The organism is Parasphingorhabdus sp., assembly GCF_036963805.1.
Classification (GTDB): Bacteria; Pseudomonadota; Alphaproteobacteria; order Sphingomonadales; family Sphingomonadaceae; genus Parasphingorhabdus.
In genome coordinates this window covers 1,185,551-1,199,765 of the sequence record NZ_JBALUN010000001.1, presented here as the reverse complement: position 1 = coordinate 1,199,765, position 14,215 = coordinate 1,185,551, and the positions used below count along the sequence as shown (strand labels likewise).

Annotated in this window: 13 protein-coding genes; 8 read left to right on the top strand and 5 right to left on the bottom strand. The window is 52.3% G+C overall.

Annotated features, from left to right (window positions below):
- The first annotated feature begins 139 nt into the window (after nucleotides 1-139).
- From V7676_RS05770 to V7676_RS05760, 3 genes are all read left to right on the top strand, one after another.
- Nucleotides 140-1,669 (top strand): WS/DGAT/MGAT family O-acyltransferase, encoded by a 1,530-nt coding sequence (locus V7676_RS05770; protein WP_335658686.1) that lies wholly within the window; start codon nucleotides 140-142, stop codon nucleotides 1,667-1,669.
- Between the two features lie 114 nt (nucleotides 1,670-1,783).
- Nucleotides 1,784-2,698 carry an SDR family NAD(P)-dependent oxidoreductase gene (locus tag V7676_RS05765; RefSeq protein WP_335658685.1) on the top strand — a complete coding sequence of 305 codons (915 nt, stop codon included), beginning with the start codon at nucleotides 1,784-1,786 and terminating at the stop codon, nucleotides 2,696-2,698.
- Between the two features lie 144 nt (nucleotides 2,699-2,842).
- Nucleotides 2,843-3,301 (top strand): MaoC family dehydratase, encoded by a 459-nt coding sequence (locus tag V7676_RS05760; RefSeq protein ID WP_335658684.1) that lies wholly within the window; start codon nucleotides 2,843-2,845, stop codon nucleotides 3,299-3,301.
- 82 nt (nucleotides 3,302-3,383) lie between these two features.
- On the opposite strand, the gene V7676_RS05755 is transcribed toward V7676_RS05760, so the two are convergent.
- The gene (locus tag V7676_RS05755; protein WP_335658683.1) at nucleotides 3,384-3,764 is read right to left on the bottom strand and encodes a hypothetical protein; all 381 of its coding nucleotides are present in this window, start codon (nucleotides 3,762-3,764) and stop codon (nucleotides 3,384-3,386) included.
- Between the two features lie 443 nt (nucleotides 3,765-4,207).
- Between V7676_RS05755 and V7676_RS05750 the strand changes: the two genes are divergently transcribed.
- The 5 genes from V7676_RS05750 (at nucleotide 4,208) to V7676_RS05730 (ending at nucleotide 8,850) form a co-directional block, all read left to right on the top strand.
- Nucleotides 4,208-5,422 carry an acyl-CoA dehydrogenase family protein gene (locus V7676_RS05750; RefSeq protein WP_335658682.1) on the top strand — a complete coding sequence of 405 codons (1,215 nt, stop codon included), beginning with the start codon at nucleotides 4,208-4,210 and terminating at the stop codon, nucleotides 5,420-5,422.
- A 14-nt stretch (nucleotides 5,423-5,436) separates the two neighbouring features.
- Nucleotides 5,437-6,561, top strand: a complete 1,125-nt coding sequence (locus V7676_RS05745) for an acyl-CoA dehydrogenase family protein (protein ID WP_335658681.1) — start codon at nucleotides 5,437-5,439, stop codon at nucleotides 6,559-6,561.
- A gap of 20 nt (nucleotides 6,562-6,581) precedes the next feature.
- Entirely contained in the window at nucleotides 6,582-7,340 is a 759-nt protein-coding gene (locus tag V7676_RS05740; protein ID WP_335658680.1) for a crotonase/enoyl-CoA hydratase family protein, read from the top strand.
- A gap of 7 nt (nucleotides 7,341-7,347) precedes the next feature.
- The gene (locus tag V7676_RS05735) at nucleotides 7,348-8,304 is read left to right on the top strand and encodes an alpha/beta fold hydrolase (RefSeq protein ID WP_335658679.1); all 957 of its coding nucleotides are present in this window, start codon (nucleotides 7,348-7,350) and stop codon (nucleotides 8,302-8,304) included.
- 132 nt (nucleotides 8,305-8,436) lie between these two features.
- Nucleotides 8,437-8,850 (top strand): RcnB family protein, encoded by a 414-nt coding sequence (locus V7676_RS05730; protein ID WP_335658914.1) that lies wholly within the window; start codon nucleotides 8,437-8,439, stop codon nucleotides 8,848-8,850.
- Nucleotides 8,851-9,002: 152 nt separating this feature from the next.
- Here the strand turns inward: V7676_RS05730 and V7676_RS05725 are convergent, their stop codons facing one another.
- The 4 genes from V7676_RS05725 to V7676_RS05710 all read right to left on the bottom strand — a co-directional run bounded on the left by V7676_RS05725 (nucleotide 9,003) and on the right by V7676_RS05710 (nucleotide 14,214).
- Nucleotides 9,003-9,980 (bottom strand): NAD(P)H-dependent flavin oxidoreductase, encoded by a 978-nt coding sequence (locus V7676_RS05725; protein WP_335658678.1) that lies wholly within the window; start codon nucleotides 9,978-9,980, stop codon nucleotides 9,003-9,005.
- 72 nt (nucleotides 9,981-10,052) lie between these two features.
- Nucleotides 10,053-11,078 (bottom strand): acyl-CoA dehydrogenase family protein, encoded by a 1,026-nt coding sequence (locus V7676_RS05720; protein WP_335658677.1) that lies wholly within the window; start codon nucleotides 11,076-11,078, stop codon nucleotides 10,053-10,055.
- Nucleotides 11,078-12,232: an acyl-CoA dehydrogenase family protein gene (locus tag V7676_RS05715; protein WP_335658676.1), complete on the bottom strand. Its 1,155-nt coding sequence runs from the start codon at nucleotides 12,230-12,232 to the stop codon at nucleotides 11,078-11,080. The genes V7676_RS05720 and V7676_RS05715 overlap by 1 nt, the downstream gene beginning before the upstream one ends.
- A 23-nt stretch (nucleotides 12,233-12,255) precedes the next feature.
- Nucleotides 12,256-14,214, bottom strand: coding sequence for an alkyl/aryl-sulfatase (locus tag V7676_RS05710; RefSeq protein ID WP_335658675.1), 1,959 nt, complete (start codon nucleotides 14,212-14,214; stop codon nucleotides 12,256-12,258).
- Between the last annotated feature and the right edge of the window lies 1 nt (nucleotide 14,215).

Here is a 14,215-nt window from a genome sequence, read left to right as displayed (position 1 = left end):
TAACTATAGATGGAAAATATGTCACCCGTTATTTGACGGAGTGCAGTTCACATTATCGGCCACAAATAGCCGACATCTGATTCGCTTCTTTTATCAATCTGATTTAGGATCAACACCGTAAGAATCATAAGAGGGGGTGATGATGGAACAATTGGGTGCACTGGATGCAATGTTTGCCTATACCGAGACACGCAATACGCCGATGCATATCGGCCAGCTTCTTATCTATGATCCAGCGACGGCCCCTGGGGGAAAGGTCGGTTTCAAGGATATACTGAGTTATATCGAAGGCCGGTTGGATGGCGCAGGGATATTCCGGCGGAAATTGGTCCGTGTGCCGTTTGATCTTGACCATCCATACTGGATTGAAGACGAGAATTTCGATCTCGAATACCATGTTCGCCATATTGCTTTGCCGCAGCCCGGTGACTGGCGGCAGCTATGTATACAAGCGGCGCGGATATATGCGCGGCCCTTGGATATGGACCGCCCGTTATGGGAATTCACCGTGATAGAAGGCCTCGACAATGTCGAAGGCGTGCCAAAGGGCAGCTTCGCGGTAATGCATAAATTACATCATGCCGCCATGGACGGGCAATCGGGTTTGCAAATGACCGTGGCGCTGCATGATCTTGATGCTAAAATGACGCCCCGCAAATGGACCCGCAAATGGCAGCCCGAAGCAAAGCCCAGTGACTTGACCTTGCTTGCTCGGGCGCAGGTTAATAATATCGCTAACCCGGTCCGGGGATTGAAGACCTTGAGCAAACTTCTGCCTATACCCAAGCAGATATTCAATTTTACGCGAGACAATAAACAGCAAAAGGGCGCCGGGGCGGCAGTGCCGAAAACCCGGCTGAACAGGAAAATGTCCCCGCACCGGGTTTTTGATGCGACCGCCTTTACGCTGGACGATATAAAGACAATCCGCGCCGCTTTTCCCGGAGCAACCGTGAATGATGTCATGTTGACGGTCGTTGGCGGGACGCTGCGTGCTTATCTTGATAGCAAGGGCGAATTGCCCGAAGTGACGCTGAAAGCCGGTGCGCCCGTATCCTTGCGCGATAGCAATGGGGACGCCGCAGGGGGGAATCAGGTTGCGATGATGCAGGTCGGGCTGGGAACCCATCTTACCGATCCGGCCGAACGGCTCGCATTTGTGGCTAGAGAAACCAGCCGGTCAAAAGGAATGAATGAAGCGGTCGGCGCGAAAGCCCTCATGGAACTCAGCGGCGCGATGCCTGCCGGTTTGACTGCAGCGGCGACAAAGCTGGCCTCCCGCATGGGGCTGGGCCAGACGACGCTGCCTCAGATCAACACGGTTGTGACAAATGTGCCGGGGCCGCCATCCGCGATGTATTTTGCCGGTTCCGAACTGAAACGCAGCTTTGGTATGGGATTGCCTGTTGATGGTTTGGGTGTTTTCCACACTGTGACCAGCTATAATCGTGATGTCATGCTGACGATTACGGCTGATCGGGATATGCTACCTGACCCCGCCGTATACATTGCTATGGCAGAAAAGAGCTTTGGTGCTCTTATGGCAGCGGCGAAGAAGGCGAGTGCTGCTGCAGCCAAAAATGCCAAGGTCGATAAGCCCGCAGAAATAAAACCGAATAAGCGCCTAACCACATCTTCCGCTACGGCAGGTAAGGGCCGAAAGAAATAGACAGCCGTTCGAGCTGTAACATCTTATAGGCTTGTCTTGACTCGCTGAAAATGATTGCGCATCCACCCGCGCAACCATTTCACCCTTATTGATCAGCCAAGAGGAGAAGCTCCCATGAGCAAAGTAGAATTTAATGACCGCGTAGCCATTGTCACCGGTGCCGGTGCGGGGCTTGGTAAACAGCATGCCATGGAATTGGCACGGCGCGGTGTGAAGGTTGTCGTCAATGATTTCGGTGGCGCCCGCGATGGCACGGGTGGTTCCGCCACAGTGGCAGAGCAAGTGGTCGCAGAGATCGAAGCCGAAGGCGGCGTAGCTATGGCGGCAGGTTGCAGCGTTACCGATATGCCCGCAGTTGAGAAAATGGTTGCCGATGCGATCGCAAAATGGGGCCATGTCGATATCCTTGTCAATAATGCGGGGGTCTTGCGCGATAAGAGCTTCCACAAAATGACCTTGGAAGATTTCCAGTTTGTCATGGATGTCCATGTGACCGGTAGTGTCAATTGCACCAAGGCCGTTTGGGATCATATGCGCGAGCGCCAATATGGCCGGATTGTGATGACGACGTCATCCACAGGCCTATATGGCAATTTCGGACAGGTGAATTATGGCGCTGCCAAAATGGCCTTGGTCGGCATGATGAACAGCCTGCATCAGGAAGGCGCGGGCAAAGGCATTCATACCAATTGTATTGCCCCCGTTGCAGCGACGCGCATGACCGAAGACGTCATGCCGGAAGAAGCGTTGGAAATGCTGGTTCCCGAAGCCGTAACCCCCGCCGTGGTCTATCTGTGCAGCGATGGCGCGCCATCGAAGACTATCTTGACGGCCGGTGCTGGTGGTTATGCGGCAGCGAAAATTCTCGAAACCGAAGGCATCTGGTTGCCGGTTGAAAAGCGCAGCGCCGAAGCTATTGCTGAGAATATCGATCAGATTCTCGACGAAACCGGTATGCAGGAATATGCCAATGGCAGCGGACAGGGCGGTAAATTTTTCCGCCGGATGCAGGAAGTGATGAAGGGCTAGTTCAAAGCCAAACTTTGGAATTCCCATTAGCCCTGAGCCTGTCGGGCCGCAGGCTACCGCAGGTGAACGGCGCTTCTCGACGAGAGGCGCGGCTTGATAAGCTCACCACTAACGGAATGTGGGAAGCATTTTAGGAGAAATAATATGCCAATGATCAAACCAAGCGAACTCGAAAGCTGGAAAGGCAAGGAAGTCGGCGTGTCCGATTGGGTCGAAGTGGGCCAAGACCGGATCAACACATTTGCCGATTGCACCGAAGACCACCAGTTCATCCATATTGACGAAGAAAAAGCCAAAGCCACACCATTTGGCGGTACTATCGCCCATGGTCTGTTGACGCTCTCGCTTTTGCCAAGACTATCCGAAGGCACGACGCTGGGTCTCGAAGGCACCTTGATGGGCATTAACTACGGCTTTGATAAAGTCCGCTTCCTCAACCCTGTGCGTGCAGGGTCAAAGGTTCGTGGACGCCATACGCTGGTCGACGCGGTCGAAAAACAGCCGGGCCGCTGGTTGTTGACCTATAATGTCGTCGTCGAAATTGACGGCACCGAAACACCGGCGCTGATTGCGACATCATTGGTGATGATCGTGGTGGGCTAAGCTGACAAATAAGATTGTAAATTAAGGGCTCTGGATCGTTTTCGGAGCCCTTTTTTTAGGATTATTACAGAAGTTTTAGAAACTATTTGAACCGTTCAGGTAGTTTTCCTCGGTAGCAGGAAACGTACATATCTTCGCTTTCTGTCCCTGCAATGATGTAGCCGTCGTCGGAACAGGTGGTTGATGTACCGCTAGTACCGTTAGTATGGACGCATATCATTTTCCATTCGGCACCCTTTTTTGTCGGAAAACCAAGACGATCACTAATTCCCATCGTCCACTCTTTGTTTCCAGCTTTTAGTTTTCTAGCGACCGAACTGGCAGGACAACCCATGCCCACGCCATTTCTGCCGCCATTGGGAAGCTTCAGCTCTTTTGCTGACGCTGACGCAGTTATGCCCAAGGCGAATATCGTAAGCCCGATCTGAAGGGCCTTACACATAGAAATTATTGAATTTGACATGGGTGTTTCCTAGATAATTTATGGCCTGAAATTGCGATATGGTGCGTCCAGTCATTGATGGTCGGCCCGCAGTTCGAGTTACAACCATTCCCATTTCCTATGCTCGTAATTCTAACGCGTTGAAATCAGCAGGCAATGACCTGTGTCACACGATAGTCGAATAATGGGGAAAAAAGACTGCCGATCGCATCGCTCTCCCTGGATTTCCCAAGGTTGTTAGTCGGCACGCCGTCTTTAAAATCGAGGATTAATCCGCGATGGGCATGACAGGTCCGGCACATCAGTGGCTTCTGTTCGCTCGTCCTTTCTCTCTCTCATCGCTATCGAACCATTGCTTTTTGTAATTTAGTCGTTCAATTAAATTTCTAACGATTTTGCGAGTATCGGTCGGTCGGGGATTCTTCCACCGACCATATTGATAAGGGATATAGAGGAGCAAGCCGATGGCCGAGAAACCGGATAAAGTCGCGCTAAAGGAATATTCCGAGGCGGCCGATGCGTGGTTCAAGGAAAATACCGTCCGTGATCCCGGCTTCATGTTGCCCCTGACCTTCATGGAAGTGAGCACCGACCAACAATTTGATTTCCTTCGCGATTGGCAGCGCAAAGTCCATGAAGCGGGCTATTTGGGCGCCAGTTGGCCAAAGGAATATGGCGGCGGCGGTTTGCATAGCGAGTTTCAACGGGTCGCGACCCGCGCGATGAAAAAATATGATGCGCCGATCATGCTCAATGCGATTGGCAATGGCTGGGCAGGGCCGCTGATCCTTGATCTAGGGTCGGAAGAACAGAAGCATAAATATATAAAAGGCATGCTGAATGCCGAAGATATCTGGTGTCAGGGATTTTCCGAACCGGAACATGGCAGTGATCTGGGCAATGCGCAGCTTAAAGCCGTGAAAAATGGCAAGGAATATGTGCTCAACGGATCCAAGATATGGACATCTCTTGGCGACCGGGCAAAATATATGATCCTGCTCGCGCGGACTGATTTCGATGCACCGAATAAATATGCGGGGCTTAGCTTTTTTCTCAACCCGATGAAAATTGACGGGATCAGCACCAGCCGGATCAAGAAGCTGACGGGTGAATATGGCTTTGTCCAAACCTTCTTCACCGATGCGCGCATTTCCGCCGACTGTCTGTTTGGCGGCGAGGGCAATGGCTGGTCCATGGCGATGAAAACGCTGGAATATGAACGCGGGGCCAAGGTCAAACCGGTGGGCGGTTATTTTGTCAAAGAACTGGACGCTATGGAGATCGTCCAGTTGGCGAAAAATTCGATGCGCAATGGCAAGCCGTTGCTCGACGATCCGGTCATGCGCGACAAGATGACGCAATTTATGATCGATATACAGGCGCTGAACCTCAATAACACCCGCCGCCGGATGCCCCAGTTAATGCAGGACAAGCCGATGGGATTGCCGCTGATGAACAAACTGGCGCGGACCGAATTGATCCGAGAATTAACCGAATTCTCGCTGGGTTTTCAGGGGACCAAGGCCGGCTATTATGTCGGTGATGAAAATGCGGTCGATAATGGCTATTGGCATCGCAGCTATCTCAACAGCTTTTCCGCCACCATCGGCGGCGGCACGTCCGAGATTCAGCGCAACATCGTCGCCGAGCATGCGCTTGGTCTGCCAAAGACACGATAGACCGGAATCAGAACATGGATAATTTAGGCAGCATCGGTACAACCGAAGAGCAAATAGAATTAATGGAAGTCGCGACCAATTTCTGCCGCGATAAGTCACCCATGGACAAGGTCCGGACTCTTATTGACGATGAACTGGGATATGATCCGCAAGTCTGGAAAGAGATTGGCGAACTCGGCTGGCTGGCCATTGCGATTCCCGAAACCCATGGCGGTGTCGGGCTGACTATGGCTGAAGTCGTCCCTATCGCCGAGCAGATGGGCCGCAACCTTATGAATACACCCTTCGGCTCTTCAACAGTGACCGCACAGGCGCTGCTCGCGGGCGCCACCGAGGCCCAGCAAGCCGCGTGGCTCCCCAAAATAGCAGCCGGTTGCGCGGCAACTTTGGCACTTTCCGAAGATAATGGCGACTGGGATCTGAGCAATATCCAATGCTCCGGCAAATGGGAAGCCGATAAAGTCACCCTCTCCGGCAAGAAACAACTGGTCCGTTGGGCAGACAGCGCGGAACTGATTATTGCTTCGATAAAGGTGGATGCTGATGTCTGTTTTGCATTGATCGAACGATCCACATTAAATGACAGTGCATTGCGGCGGGAAGTGATCATCGACGAAACAGCGCGCAGCTATGAAGTTGATCTCAATGGAGTAATAATAAGCGCAGACGCGCTATTTGATGTTAGCCGGTCTCGCGAAACTATTGAGAAAATCGAACTTGCAGCCGGTTTAATTCACGCCGCTGAAATGACCGGCGGAGCCCAAGCTGTGATCGATTATACACTCGAATATCTCAAGACCCGCAAACAGTTCGACAAGATTATCGGAAGCTTTCAGGCTTTAAAGCATCCGACGGTCGACATTTATGTGGAATATGAAAAAGCGCGCACCCATCTTTACAGCGCAGCGCATAGTTGGGGCGAGCAGGGCCGAGGCGAAGTAGCCGTCCGCATGGCCGCAGCGCAGGCGCATAGTAGCTATAGCCGCGCGGCTGATCGTTCGATCCAGTTTCATGGCGGATTTGGTTTCACGCACGACTGCGATGCCCAATTACACCGGCGCAAAGCCATATTTGACGGTGCCCTTATGGGTGACGCGGCTTATCAACGGTCGAAACTAGCCAGCTTATTATTCGATTAAAATTTAAAGGAGAAACAAAAATGTCAGAAGTACTCACAGATATTCAAGATGGTTTCATCATCGTCACTATTAACCGGCCCGAGGCCAAAAACGCGATGACCAAAGCTGCGGCTGAAGGCATTCGCACGGCAATGGAGCAGCTCGATAATGACAACAGCCTCAACGCCGGAATTATTACCGGTGCTGGCGGAACATTTTGTTCCGGTATGGATCTGAAAGGATTTTTGCGCGGTGAAACACCTTCTGTTGCAGGTTATGGTTTTGGTGGTATTACTGAAAAAGGGCCAGAAAAGCCACTGATCGCAGCTGTGGAAGGCTATGCCCTTGCGGGTGGTCTGGAACTGGCTTTGGCTTGTGATCTTTGTGTTGCCAATAGCAAAGCAAAATTTGGTATTCCCGAAGTAAAACGCTCGCTCGTGGCCGCGGCGGGGGGTGTAATCAAGCTTCAGCAATTGGTGGGCAAACGCGTGGCGATGGAAATGGCGTTGGTCGGCGATTTCTTCTCCGCCCAACGTGCTTACGAAGTCGGGTTCGTCAATCGCCTGACCGATGGTCCCGCGCTGGATGCGGCAATTGAGCTGGCTGCCACTATAGCCGCCAATGGACCTTTGGCATTGAAGGCAACGAAGCGCATCATCAACGAAAGCTATGACTGGACTAGTAAGGAGGCATGGATAAAACAGGCTGAAATTATAGGGCCGGTATTTGCGTCCGAAGATGCCAAGGAAGGTTCTCTCGCATTTGCTGAGAAACGTAAACCCAATTGGAAAGGCAAATAGGCCATTCATGACCAGCACAGACATCGTCGATATTTGGGCTGGTCAATATGACCTGCCATCATGGTTTACTGAAGCTCTAGATGTTCCGCGTGAGGAAGAATTTATTGTCGTTGGAGGACAAAAAGTCCATTATTTCCGTTGGGGGAAACGCGGTAATCCTGCGTTGCTGCTGACGCATGGCTTTCTTGCCCATGCGCGTTGTTTTGCTTTTATTGCGCCATTTCTTGCCGAGGAATATGATATTGTCGCCTATGATCTGGCTGGCATGGGTGAAAGTGAAATTGGGGCAGAATTTAAAAGCGAACAGCGCGGGGAAGATATGGTTGCGCTTGCCGATGCGCTGGATCTTTTTTCAGGGCCGGTAAAACCGAAAATTATCGCGCATAGCTTTGGCGCCGGAGTTGCCCTCACAGCAATGGAATTGGCGGGTTCGCGGTTTGGCGGTCTAATTATCTGCGATCTGATGATCATGCGGCCAGAGAAGCTTATGGCCCATTTTGAAAAGGGTAGCGGTTCGCCGGGTTCTGGCAGGTCGGATCGCCCAAGCAATATCTATCCGGATTATGAGACTGCGCGCGGACGCTTTATTCTATCCCCTCCACAGGATGCACAGTCTCCTTTCCTATTGGACTATATGGCATATCATAGCATGCGCCGTGTAGACGGTGGCTGGACTTGGAAATTTGATCCGAAAGTGTTCCATCGTAGTGAAAATGACCAAGTTAAGTGGATGGCGGCCCCGCAAAGGATCGCCGACCTGCCGCACCGGTTGGCGATGGTTTATGGCGAGAACAGCACCTTGTTTGATGCCGATAGCGTGGCCCATTTGCGCGAACTGGGCGGAACGCATATTCCGATGATTGCTGTGCCCAAGGCGGAACATCATTTGATGCTCGATCAGCCGCTTGCCTTTGTCACTGCCCTGCGCTCTGTTTTAGCTCTGTGGGATTGTTCCCAAACCTGATTGGTAGATTAACGAACCGCCGTCTTCGTGACAATTTGATACAAAAAACCCGGAATCTGACAAATCTTTGCGACCGCGCTGCGTCATAACTGTTTCTGACGCCGCAGAAGGCGCCGCGTACAAGAGGAGTTTATTATGAAAAAGTTTCTGATGATATTGGCTGCGTCTACAATGGTTGCATCGCCTATGATTACTGCACAGGCTCAGGCTGCAACGCATAAGACGGTCAGTAAAACTGTGACGAACAAGCATGGCAAACGTGTTGTTACCAAGACCACGACGGTCGATAGAAACGTTCGTGGAAAAAGCGCTAACAACCACTATTCGAATACCCGTTACACTGTCGACCAGAAGCGCTGGTCTAAAGGGCAGCACTTTGACCGCCGTCACGCGATAAACTATCGGGTTATTAGCAACCCTCGTGCCTATCGCCTTTCAAACGCGCCGCGAGGTTATCGCTGGGTTCAGTCGGGTAACGATGCCATTTTAATTGGCGTCACCAGTGGCATTATCGGCGCCGTAATTGGCAACGCGATATCTCGTTAAATCTATCCGATAGGATAAGAGCGAAGGCCTTCGGATGAAAGTCCGGGGCTTTTGCAACAGGAAAAGGCGCCACAGAACTTCTGCAGCACCTTCCATTATGATCGCGATGTCGCCGTCAACGAAGCGCTAAAGCGTTCGATCGAACCTCATATTCAGTTAGCCAGAAAGTCTTTGAGTCTACCGTTAATAATGTCTTCCGCTTCGGCCATGATCCGGTCGATCAGTTCTTTGCAGGTCGGGATATCGTTGATCAGACCAGCAACCATGCCGCAGCTCCACGCGCCGATGTCCATGTCGCCTTCCATCATAATTTTCGGATAAACGCCCGCAACCTGCTCGATAATATCGGAGAATTGCAGATCCGCACCTTTTTCCTTTTCTATTTCCAGCAAACGTTCAACCGCGGGATTGGTCAATACACGCTCGGTATTGCGCAACGGGCGCATTACCAAACGGGTGTCGAGCTCACTAGCCGCGACAATCGCATCTTTGACATTCTGGTGTACGGGCGCTTCTTTAGTCGCGATGAAGCGCGTGCCCATATTCATGCCTTCCGCGCCCATGGCGAGGGAGGCAACCAGGCTGCGTGCATCAGCTTGTCCGCCGGAACTGACAAACGGAATGTCCAGTTCGTCAGCTGCCCTTGGTAAAAGGATCATGTTGGGGATATCATCTTCACCGGGATGGCCACCACATTCAAAGCCATCAACCGATACTGCATCACAGCCAATGCTCTGGGCTTTTAACGCATGGCGCACGGCGGTGCATTTGTGAATGACCTTTACACCAGCTTCTTTTAGCGCGGGGAGATATTCGGCAGGGTTGTTGCCCGCTGTTTCGACAGCCTTGATATCATTATCGATGATCGCTTTGATATAGCCTGGGTAATCGGGCGCGTTGACGATTGGCAGGAAGGTGAGGTTCACACCAATAGGCTTGTCGGTCAGCGCTTTGGCTTTCTTAATCTCTTTGTCGAGATCTTCTGGTGTTTTCTGGGTCAGACCGGTGATGATGCCAAGACCGCCTGCTTCCGAAACGGCGGCTGCCAATTCAGCAAAGCCTACATAATGCATCCCGCCCTGGATGATCGGATGTTTGATGCCGAAAAGCTCTGTAATACGTGTTTTCATAGAATTGGGTCCTGTGCTTTGGAATGATTGGAGGCGATATCGGATATTTTGAGAATCAGTTTAACCGGTTAGTTAATTAGCAACCCATTCGCCGGTTGTCACGCCTTTCCAAAGCTGGTCCGGCGACGTTACGGCAAGCTCCGCGCCGAGCAATCTCGACCAATGATGTTCATTGCCTAGCGTGTCCCGCCATGCCCATAAGCGGCGGGTGTAATGATGGAGATCATATTCCTGCGTATAGCCCATCGCGCCATGTACCTGATGGAAAGGAACCGTTACAGCTTCGACGTTGTGGCCGATCTGGACTTTCGCAACCACCGCTTCATGCCAGGCTTTTTCGGGATCACCAATATTTCGTGCCAGAACACTGGCTGCCTGGGTTGCCGCCATGGTTGCCGCTGCGCTTTCAGATCCAGCAACCGCCAACTGATGTTGGATGGCCTGAAACTTGGATAACGGGCGTCCGAATTGCTCGCGGTCGGACACATAGGTGATAGAAAGATTTAGTGCGGCCTCTATGGCAGCGGCCATTTGCACCGCCCGGACTGTCAGGATGAGCGCCTCGACTGCGCGTCGGGACAGCTCCGTCGATGAACTCGCGACGGGTTTGGCGCCGGAAAAATCCAAGCGGTTCTCTCCATCTGGTGATAGCGAATGGGCTTCTCCTGCCACTGCATCGGCGGTTTTGAAAAGGGCAATTTCGCTTTTGATAGTGTCAAATATAACCACATTATCCACGACACTTGCAAAAGGAATGTCGGTTGAATGAGCATCTAAAATTGCGAAGCTGGATGCCCCATCGGGAATGGCGATTCCTGCCCGGTCGAGCAGCCAGTTCGCGATTAATGTTTCTGCAAAGGGAACCGGTGACGCGGCCTGTGCGGATACCCAGATCGCGCCGAAGACTTCATCATAATCTGCACTAAAGCCCCCGTTTTCTTCGCTGACCCAAGCCAGTGGTAGACCGTTTCCAACAAGCGCATCCCACAGACTTTGGGGATATTTCCCCGATTCTGCCTCATGCGGTATTTCGCGCCCACATAGATCGGCGTAAATTTTTGCGGTGGTTTGAGCGACCATGGCTTCTGTATTGATCATCAGCGTAGCCCTAATTGGCGCGCGGTAATTCCGCGCATAACTTCTGTTGTCCCGCCGCGCAGGGTATTGGGCGGTGACCGTAATATTCCCATATTCAAAATGTGGCGCATGTCATCGCTCCACTCATCTTCCGGCAGATCATTGAGCAATGCCCGGACTTGCTGTGTCAGGTCATTTTCCAAACGATTGCCGAGATCCTTGACCAAGGCAGCTTCGGTTTCCGGAGAGACGCCTTGATGGAGCAGATTAGCAATGCCCCACGACATGCCGCGCAAGGTCCGCAGATTTGCAATGAGTTTGCCGAGGCGGGCATGGGAATCGGACCCCATTTTCCCGTGCAATTGATATAGAGCGGTCTCTAATGTGATATAGCTCGACAGAAATCGTTCCGGCCCCGAACGTTCCATTGCTAATTCGCCCGTTACTTGCTTCCAGCCGCCGCCTTCTTCGCCGAGCAGCGCATCCTCAGGTACAAGAACATCTTCAAAATAGACTTCGTTAAAATGCGCATCGCCGGACAGATCAACGATTGGTTTGATCGTCACACCGGGCAGGCTGAGATCGATCATGATTTGAGATAGGCCGACATGGCGGTTGCGGCCATCGGCTGGTGATGTCCGCAGCAAGGCGACCATATAATGACAAATATGCGCGCCGGACGACCAGATTTTCTGCCCATTTATTTTCCAGCCGCCATCAACTTTTTCTGCCTTGGTTTTGACATTGGCGAGGTCCGAACCGGCACCCGGCTCGCTCAGGCCAATGGCGAAATAACATTCTCCTGCGGCGATGCGCGGCAAGATATCCAGTTTCTGTTGCTTTGTGCCATGTTCCAGCAACATCGGGGCGTGCTGGCGATCCGCGATCCAATGAGCGGCGACCGGAGCACCAGCGCGGAGCGTTTCCTCGGTCACAATATAGCGTTCCAGGGCGGTTTTGTCATGCCCGCCATATTGGCTGGACCATGTCAGGCCGATCCAGCCGCGTTTCCCCATTTTCTTCGAAAATTCTATATCCGCAGACGCCATCCAGCATTCCGGTTCCGGACGAAAATTACCCGCATCCCGTTCTTCTTTCAGAAACACCTGCAATTCGGCGCGAAGCTCTTCGAGTGCGGGATCAGGCTGAACGACAGGGAAATTAAAACGCTGCATGGAAAAGCCTCTGGAATGAAAATTCAGGGTGTTACGATATTAAACTGCGGATCAACCGGATCAAGCGCGCCGAACATGGCCACCATCAAGAGCGCATTGCCCTCGACCTGCATGTTGCCCGATGCCATTAACTGCTGTGCCGTTGCCTCCTGCATCAACAACCGCGTAAAATCGTTGCGACTGATGGTAATCTGTGCGGTGGATTGATTATTTGTGCCATTGCGCGGGAACATTACGCTCTTACCCAGATCAACGCTGACCGCTTCCTTGCGGTCAGGGAAAGTAAATTGGACAATACCAACTGTCTGGCCCATTTTTTCCGGATTAAAACGCGCGGCCATGGCATCGAACAGGTCAATGGCAGGAATGCTGTTTAATACACGCGCATTGGTGGTGGCGATGGTTGCGCTTTTATCATTGCCCTTCCGCAATTCCATCGCTCCAGCCAGATAGATATTGCGCCATGTCCCGGCCTCGGCCTGAAAACCAAGCTGTTCATAGGTGGAGGCGAGCCATTTTTTGGCGGCTTCATTCGCCGGATCAGCGAAAACGATATGATTGAACACAGTCGCAGCCCAGCGATAATCGCCGGAAGCAAAGGCTTTTTCTCCAACCGAGAGTGCTTTGGCTGCGCCGCCCATGGCCGCGACATATTTCTGTGATTCTTGCGTGGGTGGCAGTTCGTTATAATGGGCCGGTACGCCGTCCCACCAACCAAAATAGCGTTGATAGACCGCCTTTGAATTATGGTTGAGCGTGCCGTAATAATCGCGGACGCCAAAATCTGTCGCTGCGAAATCGGGCTCGCCTATATTCTCGGCAATTTCATGCATCGTCGCGCCTTGATTGGCCTGACGCAGTGTTTGGTCATGGACATAGCGGTACAGACCACGCTGGTTTTTAAGCGTCGTCTGGACATTGTCGCTGCCCCAGGTTGGCCAATGATGGCTGGCCAGCAAGACATCCGACTTTGGCCCATATTTGGCGAGCATTGCGTCGATCACCTTGCTCCATTTCAAAGTGTCCCGCACCAGTGCGCCGCGCGGCGTGAGTACATTGTGGAAATTGCGAGTGATGACTTCGGCGCTGTGCAATGCCTTAAATTCCGGTAGGTAAAATATCAGTTCCGCCGGCGCTTCCGTTTCGCTGGCGTCCATGAATTCGAAAGTGATGCCGTCAATGATGAGTGTCTCACCATCTTTGCTGATGCTTTTGGTCGGCGGCAAAAGGGATAAATCGCCTTTTGACAAGGATTGCCCAAGGCCGGTGCCGACTTGTCCAGCTTTTCCGACCGGCAAATTGGTACCGAATTGAAATTGGACGCGCCGGTTCATCGTCGTTCCGGCGAGGACATTTTCGCCAATAGATTCGCGCAGGAAACCGTGCGGCGCGATGATTTGCACTTTGCCGTCCTGCACGTCTTTAGCTGAGACGACACCGTTAACTCCGCCAAAATGATCGCCATGGCTATGGGTAAAGATAACCGCTTGAACCGGGCGCTGTCCCAATGTCGCATTTGCCAGCGCCAATCCGGCCTTGGCTGGTGCAGCCGTGGTGAGCGGATCGACGACGATCCAGCCGGATTTGCCCGCGATTAAGGTCATAACCGCCAGATCATAGCCACGCAGTTGGTAAACGCCTTCGGTTACCTTGAAGAGTCCATGGATGCTGTTGAGCTTTCCTTGCCGCCAGAGCGACGGATTGACAGTATCGGGCGCGGTATCTTTGATAAAATCGAACTGACCGGTTTCCCAAGCGACGGAGCCGTCTTCGTTGAGGATTTGTTTGTCCTCTATTTTGGCTAGAAAACCGCGATTGGCATTTTCAAAATCTGTTTGATCCGCAATGGGCAGCCTTTTCGCCACCTTTGCATTGGCCGCCTTGGTCGCCGCAGTGGCCACGCCTTCGGGTGGTTCGCCAGCAGCGATGAGCAGGGGTACCACGGCCAATAAAGCGGCGGCTAGATATCCGGTTTTCAGCATG